Annotated in this window: 12 protein-coding genes; 5 read left to right on the top strand and 7 right to left on the bottom strand. The window is 57.0% G+C overall.

Annotated features, from left to right (window positions below):
* Positions 1-33: 33 nt before the first annotated feature.
* Positions 34-828 (bottom strand): competence protein CoiA, encoded by a 795-nt coding sequence (locus JP75_RS19885; RefSeq protein WP_051960968.1) that lies wholly within the window; start codon positions 826-828, stop codon positions 34-36.
* A gap of 293 nt (positions 829-1,121) precedes the next feature.
* Between JP75_RS19885 and JP75_RS19880 the strand changes: the two genes are divergently transcribed.
* Positions 1,122-5,282, top strand: coding sequence for an NACHT domain-containing protein (locus JP75_RS19880; RefSeq protein ID WP_152565924.1), 4,161 nt, complete (start codon positions 1,122-1,124; stop codon positions 5,280-5,282).
* Positions 5,283-5,292: 10 nt separating this feature from the next.
* Here JP75_RS19880 and JP75_RS19875 read toward each other — a convergent pair whose 3' ends face one another.
* Positions 5,293-7,125 (bottom strand): ParB/RepB/Spo0J family partition protein, encoded by a 1,833-nt coding sequence (locus JP75_RS19875; RefSeq protein ID WP_084587810.1) that lies wholly within the window; start codon positions 7,123-7,125, stop codon positions 5,293-5,295.
* Between the two features lie 384 nt (positions 7,126-7,509).
* Here JP75_RS19875 and JP75_RS19870 point away from each other — a divergent pair, with 384 nt between their 5' ends.
* Both JP75_RS19870 and JP75_RS19865 read left to right on the top strand, forming a co-directional pair.
* Positions 7,510-8,349 (top strand): type IV toxin-antitoxin system AbiEi family antitoxin domain-containing protein, encoded by an 840-nt coding sequence (locus JP75_RS19870; RefSeq protein ID WP_035086277.1) that lies wholly within the window; start codon positions 7,510-7,512, stop codon positions 8,347-8,349.
* The gene (locus tag JP75_RS19865; RefSeq protein ID WP_035086275.1) at positions 8,339-9,256 is read left to right on the top strand and encodes a nucleotidyl transferase AbiEii/AbiGii toxin family protein; all 918 of its coding nucleotides are present in this window, start codon (positions 8,339-8,341) and stop codon (positions 9,254-9,256) included. Before JP75_RS19870 ends, JP75_RS19865 begins: the two co-directional genes overlap by 11 nt.
* Before the next feature lie 19 nt (positions 9,257-9,275).
* Here the strand turns inward: JP75_RS19865 and JP75_RS19860 are convergent, their stop codons facing one another.
* The 3 genes from JP75_RS19860 to JP75_RS26345 form a co-directional block, all read right to left on the bottom strand.
* Positions 9,276-9,875 (bottom strand): hypothetical protein, encoded by a 600-nt coding sequence (locus JP75_RS19860; RefSeq protein ID WP_152565923.1) that lies wholly within the window; start codon positions 9,873-9,875, stop codon positions 9,276-9,278.
* Positions 9,876-9,950: 75 nt separating this feature from the next.
* Positions 9,951-10,931, bottom strand: a complete 981-nt coding sequence (locus tag JP75_RS19855; RefSeq protein WP_152565922.1) for a hypothetical protein — start codon at positions 10,929-10,931, stop codon at positions 9,951-9,953.
* Between the two features lie 109 nt (positions 10,932-11,040).
* The gene (locus JP75_RS26345) at positions 11,041-13,275 is read right to left on the bottom strand and encodes a hypothetical protein (RefSeq protein WP_152565921.1); all 2,235 of its coding nucleotides are present in this window, start codon (positions 13,273-13,275) and stop codon (positions 11,041-11,043) included.
* A gap of 675 nt (positions 13,276-13,950) precedes the next feature.
* Between JP75_RS26345 and JP75_RS19845 the strand changes: the two genes are divergently transcribed.
* Positions 13,951-14,574 carry a recombinase family protein gene (locus tag JP75_RS19845; RefSeq protein ID WP_051960963.1) on the top strand — a complete coding sequence of 208 codons (624 nt, stop codon included), beginning with the start codon at positions 13,951-13,953 and terminating at the stop codon, positions 14,572-14,574.
* On the opposite strand, the gene JP75_RS19840 is transcribed toward JP75_RS19845, so the two are convergent.
* Positions 14,567-15,304: a hypothetical protein gene (locus JP75_RS19840; RefSeq protein WP_035086269.1), complete on the bottom strand. Its 738-nt coding sequence runs from the start codon at positions 15,302-15,304 to the stop codon at positions 14,567-14,569. The genes JP75_RS19845 and JP75_RS19840 overlap by 8 nt on opposite strands.
* Positions 15,304-15,615, bottom strand: coding sequence for a hypothetical protein (locus JP75_RS19835; protein ID WP_035086267.1), 312 nt, complete (start codon positions 15,613-15,615; stop codon positions 15,304-15,306). The genes JP75_RS19840 and JP75_RS19835 overlap by 1 nt, the downstream gene beginning before the upstream one ends.
* Positions 15,616-15,840: 225 nt before the next feature.
* Here JP75_RS19835 and JP75_RS19830 point away from each other — a divergent pair, with 225 nt between their 5' ends.
* Complete coding sequence (locus JP75_RS19830; protein ID WP_035086266.1) at positions 15,841-16,419, top strand: recombinase family protein; 579 nt, start codon at positions 15,841-15,843, stop codon at positions 16,417-16,419.
* Positions 16,420-16,458: the final 39 nt, after the last annotated feature.

The raw sequence follows: 16,458 nt of genomic DNA, 5'->3' as shown, positions 1-16,458 counted from the left end.
CTCGTCCCTAAGGCACGTACTGTCGGCCACGCACTAGCCGCGGCCATAGTACCCCCGCTTTCCTCTCACGGACGCAATGAAGCGAGCATTCCAGTCTGCCTCGTCTCGCTGGCGCTGCTTTCGCACCAAAGCTTCGCACCTTTCGAGAATTTCGAGATGATCCATTAACGAGTGTCCGCTGGTTATCGCCTCCACAAAATACGAACGTGTAATTGCGGCGACGGCCACGTGGCGCTGAAATTGCCTTGGCAGAAGGCACCAAATCAGCTCCTTCGTCTTCGATGCGGGTAGAATTGCGTCAACACCCCGAAAATCGAAAATGACCGGCACAGAGCTATCAAGCCAAGCCTTGCGAAAGTACTCTTCAGGAAATCGGAGTATAGAGACGTCCTTATAGGGCGATGGAGTAAACCGCTTCAACGCAGCCTCAAAGCGGGGAAAGTCGGTTTTTAGGCGAGCGCCACTGACGATCCAAAGGAGGTTGCCATAGAAGCCTTCACGAATCCGCCGCTCTTCCGGGGCAATAGCTGAATACTGGAATTCCAGCACCGTGCCGAAGGGCGTGCGGACGTCGGCGATATGCTTTTGGCCTGAAGGGTCTCGGGAAAGCTGTTCTTGCCATGCCTCTGGAAACAGGTTCTTCCAGTGGCGATGCCATGTGGTCTCTCGCTCCCACCAGGGATCGCAGTGGAGCTTTCCACGGTGGGCCCAATGCCAAATCCGCTGCTCACCGCATTTGGCAATGGTCTCGTTTTCGCAGACAGGACAATGACCTCTGAGACCAGGGGATGGAGGCGTGCGGACGCCGTTAACCAGAGCTATATGCATTTTTTCTCCATGCGTGTTTAGCCGCGCGCGAAGGCGCGTTGTTGTTGTCATTGGGAGTTGGTTGGCAGCTACCTCGGTTAGGTCCGGGGCCGTTCTCATTCTCTTCGGCGTTTCCCGCCGGTTATTTGGGTCTCCTCGACCCTGCGCTTCTTAAAGGCGCCCCATACATTTCATGCTGAATCGGCATTTCAATCAAGTAGTCAGTCTCGCACTGCAGCAAAAAGTAGGGCGGTTTTCGCGCAGTTTCGTAATCATCACCAGCAAAGTAACTCGTTGATACCGCCGTCCAAGTAGTGGCAGATGCACTGAAAAATCGCTACGCTCCTTCTGTGAGCGACTTATACATCCCCAGAGAGCTGGTTGTTGGCGATCGAAGCTATAGTGAGGAGCAGCTACTCCGCACGGGCTCGCTGTTCGTTGTCCTTGCGGAACCCGGCGCAGGAAAAACCGCGCTTCTTGCGCAACTCGGCCAGCTACTAACCGTCACGCCCGTCAGGGCGAGCGTCTTTCGCAACAGGACACTTGGGGCGCCCATCCAGGCCCTCGTGATCGACGCGATGGATGAAGTCGCGCGTGTAGATCCTTTGGGCGTTGAAGGCATCATCGTAAAAGCCAGCGAACTTGGCGCAAGCACGGTTATCTTCGCGGGCCGCTCCAGCGAGTGGGATGCTGCCGAAACCCAGCACGTGAAAGACAATTTTGCGGTTGATCCCATTGTCGTGCAACTGAAGGCATTCACCCAGTCGGAGCAGCGACAGCTTTTCGCTGCAAGCTTTCCCTCAGAAAGCTTCGATGCATTCGCAACTGAGTGCGTGCGGTTCGAGCTGGATGCCCTTCTTGGAAACCCGCAGTTTCTCTTGCTGTTCGGTGAGGCCTATATCGGGAGCGGCCGACACTTCGTATCGAAGAAGGCAATCTATCTCGACGCCGTGCGCCGATTGGCCCACGAAGCGAATCCGCTTTTAAGACGTCCGACCCGCCCGCCCGATGCTCAAATCGTCGAAATGGCGTGCGAGGTGTTTGCCAAGCTAATGCTCTCGGGAAGCACTGGTGTCAGCGCCAGTGAAGGCCCTCCTTCGAGCGAATATCCGTACCTTCGATCGCTCGTCGCAGACAACCCCCAGAGCGCGCACTACCTTTCCGATACCCGCCTTCTAAAACCTTCGTCCGGTCCGGGATTACACGAACCGACCCATCGCATCGTCGCGGAGTACTGCGCCGCCAGGTATCTTGTTGGCCGGATAGACGACCCCGCCGACCGGTTGAGTCTGGCGCGGGTTCTGGCGATCATCGCGCCCAAGGGGACGGTCCGAACCGAATTGAGAGGTATGCTTGGCTGGATGGCGGCCCTTGCACAAGGGTCGACACAACGCCAGTTGATCGAGCTAGATCCCTACGCTGTTGTCGCGAACGGTGATCCGTCCGAATTCTCGACAGGTTCGAAAAAGACGTTGCTGAGGACGCTGAGCGGGCTCGCAGAAACCAACCCGCTTTTCCGGCGCAGCGATGCTTGGCGGCAATTCAACGTTGGTACGTTTTTCACCGCCGACATAAAGGACGATGTTGCTGCCCTGTTGACCCCAGCACCGGTCGAGAATGCGCTTCGCGACCTCATTTTGGAGCTTTTGTCATCTTCTCATGCAGCCGGGCAGTTTGCGGACGAACTGCGAACCCTTGCCGTGGACAATGCCGCGAGGCGCGATGTTCGCAAGGCAGCATATTCCCTGCTTTTAGAAGACACACAGTATGATCCGCGCCCAGATATTCCCGGGCTTCTATTGGAGGGGTCGCGGGTCGCGCTCGAATTAGCGGCGACTGCAGTTCGCATATTCGGCTCAGACAGGTTTGAGCTTTCTCACGTTGTCGATCTGCTCCGCAAACTATCGGAGCTATATCCGAAGAAGGACGGCGCACGCGACCGAAATCGGGACTCTCGTTACTTCATCAAGATGATGGTCGACTCGCTGGATCAGCAAATCACAGCTCATGCCCTCGACCAACTGACAACCGGCCTAGTGTGCAGTTGCAATCCAAAATATGAGTTTCAATGCATCTGCCGCCCCGGGGTAAGCAAAATAGTCGGGCATCTTCTCGATCATCACCTGCCGGAGGCGGGCGATCTGGGTGCCGCGCAGGTGTGGCAATGGACGCGCGCTCTCGTCTTTCACGATCACCGCTCTCATGACGATAGTCCGGCGGTTAAATTTTTCAACGAGAACCCGGATTTGCGCCAAGCGATACAGAGGCTGGCTGTCACCGGACTAGTTGGCGAGCAGGCGAATGAGACTGTCGGTCGTTTCTTTCACGCAGACCTGCATTCTGGCATCCGATTCCACGCAACCGACCTGACTTCGCTTGCGACATATGCCTTTGATCAGGGATTGCTTGATGTGTGGTCTGCCCTCTGGGTACGGCACAACATTCATGACGAGCAAAGCCGGGCAAATCCGCTCCGCACTCTCATGAGGGCTCAAGCCAAAGGCGATGCACGTTTCATGCAAGTCTGGGCCAAGTTCGACAGGTCGGCCAAGCGAAACGACGACGAACGGCGCTTTAAGTTCCGGTCGCGGCGAAAGCGTTTCGAGCGCCGCGAGGCGGAGGCCATTGAACACAACCGGGCACATCTTGTCGCGAACCGGGCGCAAATCGAGGCCGGGGAGCATTGGGGATGGCTCGCCGAGTTTGCAAACCAATATCTCTTCGAACCCGAAAAGCTCATAGATCCAGACCACGGCGATACGCCGCTGCTAGCATTGCGCAATTGCATCCCGTTCCTGACACCGCACGTTCCAACCCTTGGGGAACTTTCGCAGCGAAAAGGGGCCAACATTGCAGAAGTGCTTTTCGCACACTGTCTGATCCGCTTCCGCGCCAATGAACCGCTTGATGAGCTTGCCCCGGAGATACTTCGCGCTGCCGTGACCGAAGTCGCCTCCTATCCCGCAATCGAAAGCGAAGAGGAGCTCCACGCCATAGAGGCCGAGCTTAATCGCTTGGTGTTCTCGGAAGCCGGCTCGGTGCTGGAGTTTGCGCGCGCCTATATTGAGCCTCCACTCGCGGCAAAGAATGACACGCCGACAAACGTTGAGTGGTTAGAGCGCAAGGAAATCTTCCATGGCCTGCGTGACACAATGCCCCTCGAGTGGCTGCAACGCTATCCGGACATGCCGGTCAGTGCTCAACACAGCCTGTTCGCAATGGCCGCAAAGCATGGCGACCGAAAACAGCTTGAGGCGCTGATCGATAAGGGTTTCGACGAACCGCTCCCGATGCTTGGCGCGAATAGCCCTGAGCAGCAGATCGCTGAGCATCGTCACCGTTTTTGGGCTCATAATGCGTTTTTCTTCTCCACTAGTCGAAGCGGCCAAGCCCTGGCCGATTTGCGGCAGGACCCCAAGTCGATCCTCGCCATTGCCGACCGTGCCGGTCGGTTTGGTCGGCACGAAAGTGACCACCTACCTCCGCTCTCCGCCGAAGCAATCTTCAGCATACTGGACGCTTTTGTAGAATCCTGGCCCAAGGTCTACCTGCCCAGCAGCTACGGCTCCGGCGACCCGGACAACGAAGCTGCATATCGGTTTCTGCGTGACGTTGTTTGGCGCATCGCCTCTGACATACCAGCCAGAAAGCTTCCCGTTCTCAATCGACTTATCGAAGACAAGCGATTTGAAGATTACGAGCCGGTCTTGTTGACCCTGCGCGCTGATGCGATGCGCGAAGCAGCCCTTGCTGACTTCCGACCACCCACAATTGACAGCATTTCTCAACTGCTGGACAGCAATGCCGTGGCCAGCGTCGAAGACCTTCGTGCGCTCATGGTGGAAGTACTAGAGGGCGTTCAGGTCGATCTTAAGGGCCTCGACACTGATCCGCTGGACACCTTTTACGATGGCGGAAGACGCGTAAACGAAAACACGGCGCGTAACCGGGTCGTTGACATGGTGCGGGCCCGCCTGACGGCGCTCGGAATTCCGGTTGTGATCGAACAGCACATGGCGGAGGGCAACAGGGCGGACTTTACGGCCACCGCCTCGGTGTCCGGCACCAATCCCCTTCTCGTCGTGGAGGCGAAGGGACAGTGGCACGCCGAGCTTTTCACGGCGGCGGCAGCGCAGTTGAATGAGCGCTATTCCATCCACCCCAATGCGTCAGGCCAAGGCATCTATTTGGTCTTCTGGTTTGGCAACGGCGAAACGGTTGCGGGGAAGGTGGACGCAACAATCACGAGTGCCTCTGAACTACGGGAGGCAATTCTCAAACAAATGCCGGATGATCTGAAGAAGTCGATCGATGTGGTGGTCCTCGATCTGTTTCGCCCGCAACCCGAGCCGAAACCTGCCAAGCCCAAAACCGTCCGAAAACCGCGCAAAAAGTCACCGGTCAAGACCACTGCGGCCGCGCCAGCGAAACGTACTGCCCGAACGAAAAAACCGGACGGCAAGCCGTCCGGTTAGTTAAGGGTCTCTAGGCCGCTGCGCGGTCTTCGCCGCCACTGACCACCTGCGGCTTCTCCTCAAACCGCAAGGCAGGTGGCACCCATCCGTCTACTTTCTCACGGCCCTCGCCGCTGGCAAACTGGCGGATCAACGAGCGCAGCACCTGCCCCTTGCTGTCCCTGTGGGCATTGGCAACCTCGGGTCCACCAATATCCTCCAGCATGGAGAGAAGTGTCGCCTTGCTCGTGATGAGGTCCACGAAGGTATCATCGCAAGACCAGCGCTCCGCCATGTCGATCTTCATCATAAGGCCCAGCGTGCCGATCAGGTCAGTTCCCTGCTCAAGCGTCTCGGCCATGGCGACCGCCATCAGTTTCAGGACTTGCCCATCCGGCAACGTGCAAAGCTTGGCAAAGACGTCGTCCACACTTTTGCCCATCCACGAATGATCGACCAGATGGTCAGGGCGCTCTTCTTCATCGGCGCCTAGCAGGTCCATGGCTTCGGCTTTTGACGTCTCAAACCCTGCCCGCGACACGGAAGACTCGACGCTTTTAGCTGTTTCGGGTTTGTCGGCGCGGCCCGTTTCGATCCGCAAATTCCAAAGACGCGAACGGCCGATCATGTGCGCAGTGACCAATCTCAGCGCAATGCCTTCATTGTGCACCAGCTTGTCCTGCACGGCGGCGTGGCGATGTAGGTTCATGTAGTTGGACGCAGCGTTCGTGAAGGCAGCCTTTACGCTTGGCACTTTCGGCTCCGCCTTGGCTTTCTCGCGGGCCTCTTTTGCGCGAAGCTCTTTTTCCGGAAGGTAGCCTTCATGGAACTCGACCTCGCCGCCTTGGGTGATAGCGACATAGACGCGGCCTCCCTTCTTCTTGGGCACCTTGCGGTACTCGTATTCCGGCCAGTGGCTTGCGGGATCGAGCACCACTACCTCGCCCCAGCCCGCGCTTTGGTAGGCTTCGACGCGGGCTGCGATCTGTTCGTTCTGCAGTGACCAGAAGCCTGACGCATCGGCAAAGAAGCTGTCCTCACCGAAGAGGTCAGTGATGATCGCGCCCTTGTAGGTGGCGACATCGAAGAGGGCCGCGCTGGTGCTGATCTGGGCCCCGCCGAGCAACCACAATTTGAGCTGCCGCCCGATGGGCGCATAGTCCGCCGGATCGCGGTAGCGCTTGAGCCAAGCCTTCTGCTGCGCCTTGCTGGCAAGGGTGAGCGTCCTCATCGTCTCGGCATTCACCTTGTCCTCGCGGTAGAGTTTCAGGATGCCGCCATTAAGGTTGGCGAGGGCGAGACGCTGTCTCACCAGCCTTTCCGTGACCCCGAAATGCGCCGCGATGTCCTCAACGGTCCTGCCCTTCTCACGCAAATCCGAGAACGCCGCATATTGGTCAAGCTCGTCCATCGGCAGACGCTGGATGTTTTCTGCCAAGGAGGCCTCGATGGCGATGGCATCATCCCCGTCTTCGAGCACGGCACAAGGCACGGGCTCAGTCAGTCCTTCATCCGAAAGCTTGGCGAGGGCGGCAAGACGGCGCTGCCCCGCGATTACTTCGAACACCCCCTCCTTTTCGCGCACCAGCAATGGCTGTATCACGCCGAGCGCCCTGATGCTGGCGATCAGGTCTTCGATGTTGCCGATTCCGGATTTTCGGACATTGAGCGGGGATGGTTTCAACTGGTTCAGGTTGAGATGGGTTAGTTTCATGGTGGTAGCCTTTCTTTGGGTTTTGGTGCGCAGCACCTCTTGCCGCGCATGAACCCTTGGCCAGCGCCGAGCGTCCTTCTTCAGCCGCGCGCTCTTCGCGCGGCAGGACGATTGGGTCGTAAGGAGAAGGCTCCAAAGCTTCACCGCCATTGCGGCCGCGAAGCGGGTCCGACAACACGGGAGGCGCGTAGCGCCGAATGGAGCGGGCCGGAAGGACTGAAGGCTATTGGGCAAGCCTTCGACGTCGACATAAGCTGGACGAAATGGGGTTCACGCGCCGGATACGGCGCCCCCTCACGAATTGCGTGGCTTAGGCCAGGCCCCATATGTTCCCCCGCGATCGTTACCCGTATGGGCCGAGACCGAGGCTCGGCAAAGCTTGGCAACGCGAGGAGCCTAGCGGCGTAGAGTGCGATCAAGGGCCATATAAGTCACTTTGAATGTACGATCTTATGTCCAGTCAGACTTTACATTTTTAGATACAGATAAAGCGCACCTTTGCGTCCACTTTAAAAATGTGCTATATTGTCAAGCATGACTGGACAAACCGGCAGCAAGCTAAAGAACCTACTGCAGATCATACCGCCGGGCTTCCTCATGGATTCACGCTGGCTGGAAGCGCACGGCATCTACAGGCAACTCGCTCAGTCCTATCTGGAAGCTGGCTGGCTCGAGAGGCCACTACAGGGCCTGTATCGGCGCCCTTTCACAGATGGCAGCAGCGAAAGCGCTGCGCGCGACTGGAAGATACCCGTCCTCTCCGCACAGTGGATCATGCATTACAAATTCCATGTCGCGGCAACGACTGCGATGGAGCTGCACGGCTTCACGCACTATTTGCGCATGTCGGGTCCCCGCAGACTCTATGTGCATGGTGAAGCCCCGAAGTGGCTTCCCAAGCTAGAGCTGAACGACGTGGTCTTTTGGCGGCAGGGCTCCCTCTTTCAGGATTTGGAAACGGGCGTCGAGAACAAGGACTTCTCCCTCGAGGCCGGTGGCCCCGACCTTCCATTGAGCCCATGGGAATGGCCCATGCGTATGTCTTCGCCAGAACGCGCACTGCTCGAAACCATCGACGAGACGCCCAATCAGGAAAGCTTTCACCAGCTCGACGTGCTGTTCCAGTCGATGGGCAACATTCGTCCCAAACTGATGACACAGCTTTTGAAGATGTGCCGCAGCATCAAGACCAAGCGCCTCTTCTTCGTGTTTGCGGACCGCCACGCCCATGCCTGGCGCAAATACATCAACGAGAGCGACATCGACCTCGGCAGCGGAGACCGCATGCTCGTGGAAGGCGGCAAGCTGCACAAGCGCTACCGCATAACGCTGCCGGCGGAGTTCATAAGCACAGGAGAACAAGATGGCGCATGAGGCCTACGAAAATCAGGTCCGGCTTCTCGTTGCGTGTCTGCCGTCCATCGCAAAACAGGAGGTGTTCGCCCTCAAAGGGGGAACGGCCATTAATCTGTTCTACCGCGATATGCCCCGCCTTTCCGTTGACATCGATCTCACCTATCTGCCGATCGAAGATCGCGCGACAAGCCTTGCAAACATCGATGCCACTTTGGATATAATTTTAGCCGATATTTCCCAGGCGGTGCCGGACTCGAAAGTGGAGCGCATCGCAGGCGGCGGAGACAACGAAACGCGCATCCTGGTCCGCCAGAAGGACGCCACGGTAAAGATCGAGACATCGCCCGTTGCCCGCGGCACCGTACACAAGCCAGTTCTGATGCCAGTCAGCGACGCCGTGCAAGAACGCTTCGGCTTTGCCGAAATGCCGGTGCTTGCGTTCGAGGATCTGTTTGGCGGCAAGTTTCATGCGGCAACCGACCGTCAGCACCCACGCGATCTTTTCGACGTCAAACTGCTCTACGAAAACGAAGGCGTCACCACCGACCTCTTCCGCACCTTCCTCATTTATGTCGCGAGCTCGCGCAGGCCGCCGCACGAGCTGATACGGCCAACGCCGCAACCGCTGGAAGAACGCTTCGTCGCCGAATTTGACGGCATGACCGCCTACCCCGTGACGGTTGCCGAGCTGGAAGAGGCGCGCACCAAATTCTTCGCCGACATTCTTGGGCGGCTGGACGAGCCTGCCATGAAATTCCTGCTCACGCTGCACGATGGCGAGCCTGATTTTGACAGCATTGGATTGCCGCAAGCTGCGAACCTTCCGGCCGTGAAATGGAAGCTGCAAAACCTGGAAAAGCTGAAGACCAGCAATCCGGCAAAACACGCAGCGTTGCGCCAGGACATTGAGAGCCTCGCAGGATAACGCCGCATAACCCGGAACCTCACACCCACGGAATGGCATTCGGCAATAAGACATGGATCGCGGCAGCGTCCTTTGTCTCAACAAGCGCCGGTATCGTTTGGGCACCTTCCGCGAAGGCCAGGTGCACCCGATGCATCCCTCCGGCGATGGCTATTTCCGATGCGCTGTAGACATTCAGCAATGGCGGGCTGACCGCTCGTCCCAAATGCCATCTGTAGCCGAGCCTTCTGGTCTTGTCCCGCTCCTCCCACTGCTGCAATGGCGTCTCCGCCCTTGATGAGGAAAAATGCAGTTTGGGCATGAGTTCAGCTAGCTGGACACGAAGCAGGTCCAGCGAGGGATATGTCGTCGCGAACGTGCCTATGGCCATGCCGTCCCGAGATAAATAGTACCGCGATGGATCCATGTCCCATCGGGGCGTAAATACGCCGGGCACATACTTGAAACCCTTTGTCCACTCGATCTCATCTATGAGCTCCCGATATCGCTCGACGGCGATGGAGAGCTCAGACCGTCCGCGGGCGACGGAGAGGGCTACGCTGTAGGGCAGTCCATATTGCGACTGGATCTGCGTTGCCTTTGCCCTTGTTGCAGCAGTGATGTCGTCGCCGCTATCCATAGGCCAGACCATAAATTCATCTCCGAGGCGGGGCATAGCCGCAGTCAGGTTAAGCTCTGCCGGGCCGGAACGGCATCAGTCTTCAGGCTCGCTCACGGTCACGTAATATGACGGCATGCCGTAGCTTGCGAAAAGCCGGACGCGAACCGCCCGCCTTCTGATCCGGCCCCATCTCATTTGCCCGGCTTCAATCTCGTGCAGCGCCGACGTCGGGGTCTCCGGCATGCCAAGCAGACAGCCGACGTGCGCGAGATGGCCAATGGCGGGTTGTTGCGGAGGATAAATTGTGCGGATGAGGCTCGACACTGTCTGCGTGAATGGGGCGGCCCGCCAATAGTGAGTTGCGTATGAGTGGGCAACCTTGGCAATCATCTGCGCGAAACGGACCAGGTCGACCGACTGGGTGGACACACCGTCAATTGCGTACCGGGCCAAGAGATTGCGGTCCGCATTGATGTTGTAGAGAAGGAAGTTGAATGGATCGGCCGAGTCTGGGCCGCGCCGACTATATGTTGAAGCCGGAAATAGGGCAGGCAGCACGAGTACCGTCGGATAATGTGCGATCGGCATGAACAACTCTTCACTCGTGTAGCTTCCCACATCGAGCGGAAAATTGACGTTCGGGAGAACCCCATCCTTCCCGCGCAGACCGAACGACTTTCTGACCGGACCGAACATTTCCCTCGCAATTGTGTATTCAACTGCGGAAGTCGCTTTCTGGCAGGCAGCGCAAGAAGACGCGGGCAGCTCAAGTCCCGATCCCAAAAACTCCGGGATTATGTGTTCGCTTGAAAGTGCAATCTCGTTGCCGACGCTGTCGTCGCTCTGACCGCAATAGGCACAATAGCCCAAATCCTCGAGCCGCCTTCGCGTTTTGATGGCGGGAAGGCGCTCAAGATGCTCGCCGGTAAAGTCACCCTGGGCGAAAAGGCGCATTGCGCCGATCTTAGGCTGGTAGTCCAGCATTCCTAGGGGCGGCAGCGCAGAAAGATCTTTCCAGAAGAATTTCCAGTAGCGCCGGAGTTCGCCGCCCGGTTTCTCGTCTCCGTGTATCAATTCGTTCCCTCGTGCCGCTTGCCAAAGTTATGTAGGAGAGACCAAAGCCCGCGACCCGACTTGGCGTGCGGTTGAATGCAGAAAATCGTCAAAGGCTGCGAAGAGGTGGCTAAAGACCCAGCCTCGTACCCGCCCCCGTCAGCGTCACGTTGCCCCAATTCTGAATAGCGTAGCCTGCCGCACCACCTGCACCGCCGCCTGCGCCACTACCATTGTTGCCAGCCACGCCTGTATTGCCGGCGCTTCCCGAGGCGCCCCAACCACCGCCCGTTCCACCGACGCCACCAGAACCGGCATTCGTTCCACCTGCCGCTCCCGCAGAGCCGCTTGTATTAGCACCGTCATAGCCTTGCCCGCGTCCACCTGTACCGCCACCTCCTCCGGTAGTGTAATAAGTAATCGGTGTAATCCGCTGACGCGCGAACCCGTACATAGCCCAAGAACCACTGTTACCATAGTGCGTTCCCCGCGTGTAGCGATAACCTCCGCTGTCGATTGATGTAGGATTTCCGGCGTAATTATTTACCGCCTTGGAGCCACTGATATATATATTTGCGTGACTCGATCCGTTCTGTTCCCAATGCCACTGATAACTAGACCACGAAGAATACTGCTGACCGGTATTTTGATAGTCATAGTAATAGCCTGCACCACCCGCCCCTCCATAACCGCCCGCCCCACCCCCGCCATAGATGGTGCCGTTGTTGATGAGCTGAATGCCCGAGGCATCTGCGAGAAACGCTGTGCCTCCTTGCCCGCCATTGGGCTGACCGCCAGCGCCCTGAATGGAGCCATCGTTGGTGATGTGAAGTGTGCCGCCCCAGCCAGTGCCAGAGCGCAGCGCAGGTGTCGAAGCGCTGGTTGCACCAATCGTCACACCGCTCGGAACAGTCACGCGCTTGGGACGGCTCTGTCCCCACCGACCATTGGTCGTGAACACTGCAAGCGACGACACATTCACATGCGTGCTGTTTGATAAGGTCACCGGGAATAGCGCATCACCGGATAAGCCAACTGTTCCGTTGACCGCACTGGGATTGCTGACGCCTGTGCTCGCTACCGTCATTGTGGAAGACAATATCGCGGTCGCGCTGGCCTTTGCCCGCACTGTCACGATGCAGTTCTGTCCCGGCGCCAATGTCAGACCTACACACGTGCTGGCCGTGACCTCGAAGTTTCCAGCAGGAGAGAAGCTCACTGCTCCCATCACAGCGCTGTCTTCGCCTGAATTGTTCCTGACTGTCACGCTGGTCGTCGGGCTATATGCCTCACCGCTCGTCCCATCCACCCACATGTTGCTGATCGAACCCGGAGATGTGGTAAGGACGTGCGCGGTTTTGAGCCGCGAGGTCAGACTCCAGGGACGCTGGATTGAGCCGATTTTCAATGTGTATGTCTGGGTCGTTTCTGGAACACTCGCCGCCGTCGCGCGGATCGCCACCAAATCACCGACTTTAATCTGGGCGGAAGGGCCAACAGTATTGCCATTCACGACGATGATTCCGCCATTGTCGACTGTTGCCAGCCTCGTGCCATGGAAGCCCATGAAACTGATTTCGTTGGACGTATAGGCCGTGTTTAGAGTGGCCCCGGTCTGCGGTATGTAAGCTTGGCTACTCCCGGTTTCCGCACCGATCTCTTTCCACTCAGCGCCCCCCGCGCCGTCGTCCATGCAGACCTGAACCACCTCCTGCTCGTAGCGCACAAGGCCGATATTATCCGGCGTACACTCCTCATCTGGAACGTTGCCAAGGCCACCCCCGCTAGCGCCTGTTGCCTCGAACGCTTCGCCATAAGTAAAGGCGACAAAAATATCGTCCGACCCGGCGGCCTTGCTGATGACGGGCGTTGCCGTATTCACATAGTCGGCGCAAGTGGTCTGAAAAGTGCGGTCAGGGCCAGCACTGATTACGGCCAGGACATGTTCCGTCTTCAGGTCGCCGCCATTCCGGCGCATCGCCGAAGCCCCACCGCACGCCGCATTGTTGCTTGCGACCGTGATAGGTCCATGATCCCACGAACAGTAACCGAAGACCGTGCCCCAGCTATCTTTCGTCCGGGCGGCGGTTCCTGCCGGGATGAGTCCGCCGCCGGCAGGTGCAGGTGCGCCGGCATCCGAACGCCATGGCAGAGGCTCGATATAGGTATCTCCATCACAGTCGGTCGGCGACTGGTTATCGCGGGAGGCGGCCACAAGGATTTTTGCAGCCTGAAAAATATCTGTTTCAGAAACCGTGCGACTGGTGATTTCACTGACACCGCGCGCTGGCCCCTTAATCAGGGTCGAGTATCCAAATCCGACTGCGCCAAGCAGTCCCACCGCTGCAAAGAGAGCCAGCACCACATTACCGGCCTGTTGGCTCGTGTCTAAATTAACCCGTCTCAAACGCCCCCACTTTTTCAAAAGAAAAAGCTACCAGAGGTAGTCTCTGGCAACCGGGTGTTCAAAACCGCTGATAATGAAACGGCGCGATGGCCTTTAGGCCGAAGCCTTGGACATACGCCATCGCCACCCGGATTTAACCGAGCGCCATCAAGGGATGCCCATTCCTAAATAGATAGAAGAGGCATCACGTTTCGACCGATGCCAGCCGCATTATCAAAGGGTTTTGAAGCCCCTGATCGCCGAGGACTACCCGCGACGACCTCCACAATTATATATGTATTTTGCAGAATTATTCAAATATTTTTGAATAGGATAGAGATATCTCGTACAATACATGAAATGCACAAAATGTTGCAGACGGAATTTTATATGTAAATTGTGGGTTACTGCATTTATTGTACCCGGCGATGACCTAATTTTACTTTTCTGCGGTTCATCGTCGACGGGCCGATTTGAGCGAAAGCCGACGGGCCTAGCGTCGTTCGGCTTAGTCGTGTCGTAAAAATCTACCGCTACTCACCCAAAAAAGCACGCTCCTCCGCAGCTGAAGTTCATGCGTTGGTACTCGGTCTTGATCGACCCAAAAGAAGCCGGACTATGGCCTTCTTTTGACGATTTTTCTTCGAGTTTTTGATGCGCGTGATATGTCGGCTGGCCCTGTTGTGGCACCGGATTTTGTGCCCGGCAGAAGGCCAAGGTTGTGTACTTGAAACCCTCTCGGGCCAAACCGGACCCAAGGCGGGCGACGGTGCTACTCACCTGCCCCTGCATATCGGCTACGCTCGCGTTTCGACACCTGAGCAGCGTTTAGACCTGCAAATCGACGCGCTTCGTGACGCACGTTGCGATGTCGTCTATCGAGAAATTGCTCCGGGCCACTGCGATTGTCGAAAAGCCCTCGCAGCTGCTCTTCTCTACTGCAAAAGGGGCGATACGCTGGTCATTTGGAAGCTGGACCGCTTAAGCCGTAAGCTTTTGACGGCCCTCCAGATCGTTGAAGGCCTCCGCGGCCGTGGTGTCTTCGTACGCGTCCTGTTTGGCGACGGAGATGGCCTTCATTCAGAGAGCGCGGAAGGCAGGTTGATGATGGGTATTCTGGCCTGCTTCGCAGAATTCGAACTCGATTTGGTGCGAGAGCGAACCAGGGCAGGAATGTCGGCAGCAAAAAAGCGCCTCGCGGCGCCCAACCTCCTGATCGCAGATCAAAGATCACTCGTTCGATTTTTTAACGAGCTGGCGATCGTGGGCGCTACATGACCGGCATGTCGAGCTTAACATTGAGACGCCAATTGGCATCCGCCTCCTGCGTAACCTCGGGCGTCGCAGCCACGGGCGCGGCAGGCTGCAATTCCGCCGGTAGCTCGGCACGCACACTATCTGGCATGTTCGCTTCCAGGCTCGATTTCAGCTCTTCGAGCTCGTCTTTTGTCATTTCGCCCGCTTCAACGCGCTCGCGGGCGTTCACGATATCGTTCTGGAACTCGATAATCGCGGCGCGGTCTTCCAGAAGATCCCTTTGGGCCTCCCTTTCGCCGGACCACTGTTCCCAGCTTGGCAAATTGTCACCTAGCTCATCAGCTGAGACTGTCTCAGGGGCGATTTCAACCCCGTGTTCGTCGAAGACGTGGACACCGTCGTCGGACTCAAAGACGCGTCGCCCGTCTGGAAGAACATAAGCTTTCTCGTACATCTCGCGCAGGCGCTCGCGGCTCTCGTCGATTAGCTTTTCATTGTTTGCTAGAGCTTCGTAAGCAGCGGCGTCATAGTGGTCGAGGGTCATCCCGAATTCGACAAGTTCGCTTTCAGTCGCCATAATGACGACCGCCTCCACGAGCTGAAGAGTCTCTTCGTCTCGCTCAGCCTTTAGATTCTCGCGGTCACGCTTTTTGATCTCCTCCTGAACACGGCGCAAGATTTCACGGTAACGCTCTCCATCGGCGCTCCGTGCGAACTCTGCCATCGATGTTCGGACAGGCGTCAGATCCATCAGCGCGGACACTCCTTCTCTGCCATGGCCGAAACAACGGCCGCAGGCGTGTAGTCAGGGAAGGCTTTGAACGCGTCATAGATTTTGACGACGTTTTCGGCGTTGAAACCCCACTCGTAGATGCACTTCATTCCTGCAGTGGCTTTTCCATCCCGTTGATAACGCTCGTAGGCCAGACCCTCGACTATCCCCGTAACAAATGGGAAGCGATCCTCTGCCTCCATCTTCGTAACTACAACACCCGCCGTCAATTCTTCGGCGAAGGAGACCGCAGAACAATAAAACCCAAGAACTCCAACCGAAATTGCCACAATTTTTCTATTTGAATAATTGCGCAATACGCTCGTAAACGACCCATTTTGTGGCAATTTTCATAAATTCTTAAGAAGTGTTATTCTATAGTTACTGCAAGTAGTAATTGTCGTATTCGCGACATCAATTTGGGACGAGGGAACAATGTCCGTAGCGAAGGCACATAAAGGGTCGTTTTTGTGGCGAGACTAGTTATTCAGCAATAGCCGTCAGATTGCGATTTTATGAAGAAAATCGGGTACTTAAGAGTCTCTACAGAGGAACAAAACCCGGCCCGGCAAGTCGATGGGCTCACGGCAATCTGCGACGAACTCTTCGTCGAGACGATTTCGGGCGCCAAATCTGACAGACCGATCTATCAGCAAGTCGTCTCACAGCTGGAGCGCGGAGATGTGCTGGTGGTGTGGGACTTGGACCGCGCCTACCGGTCATCACGGGAAGCGCTCAATGAGATAGATCGACTTCAGGCGCGCGGAATCGCCATACGCATCGTCAACCTAGACATCGACACCACCACGCCCGCAGGCTTGTTCGTCTTTACTCTGATGGCGGCCCTTGCGACATTTGAGCGGCACACCCTATCGCAACGAACAAAAGAAGGCCTTGAGTCTGCGCGTAAACGAGGAGCCAAACTGGGACGTCCGAGAAAGCTAACTGATGAACAACTTCAGCAAGCTGAAAAGCTGATAAAGGCAGGGCATACTAAGAGAGGCGATATTGCGAAGAAATATGGAGTGGCGACATGGACCCTCACACGGTCCATGCGGAGAGTGACTCTCACAAAGGGGCGGCAACAACCCTGAGTTATGCAACACCGACGGAGTTCTTCGTAGAAATATATA

Origin of the sequence: Devosia riboflavina, assembly GCF_000743575.1 — a bacterium.
Taxonomy (GTDB): Bacteria; Pseudomonadota; Alphaproteobacteria; order Rhizobiales; family Devosiaceae; genus Devosia; species Devosia riboflavina.
The sequence above is the reverse complement of the archived record's forward strand: the minus strand, read 5'-3'. Positions and strand labels throughout refer to the sequence as shown.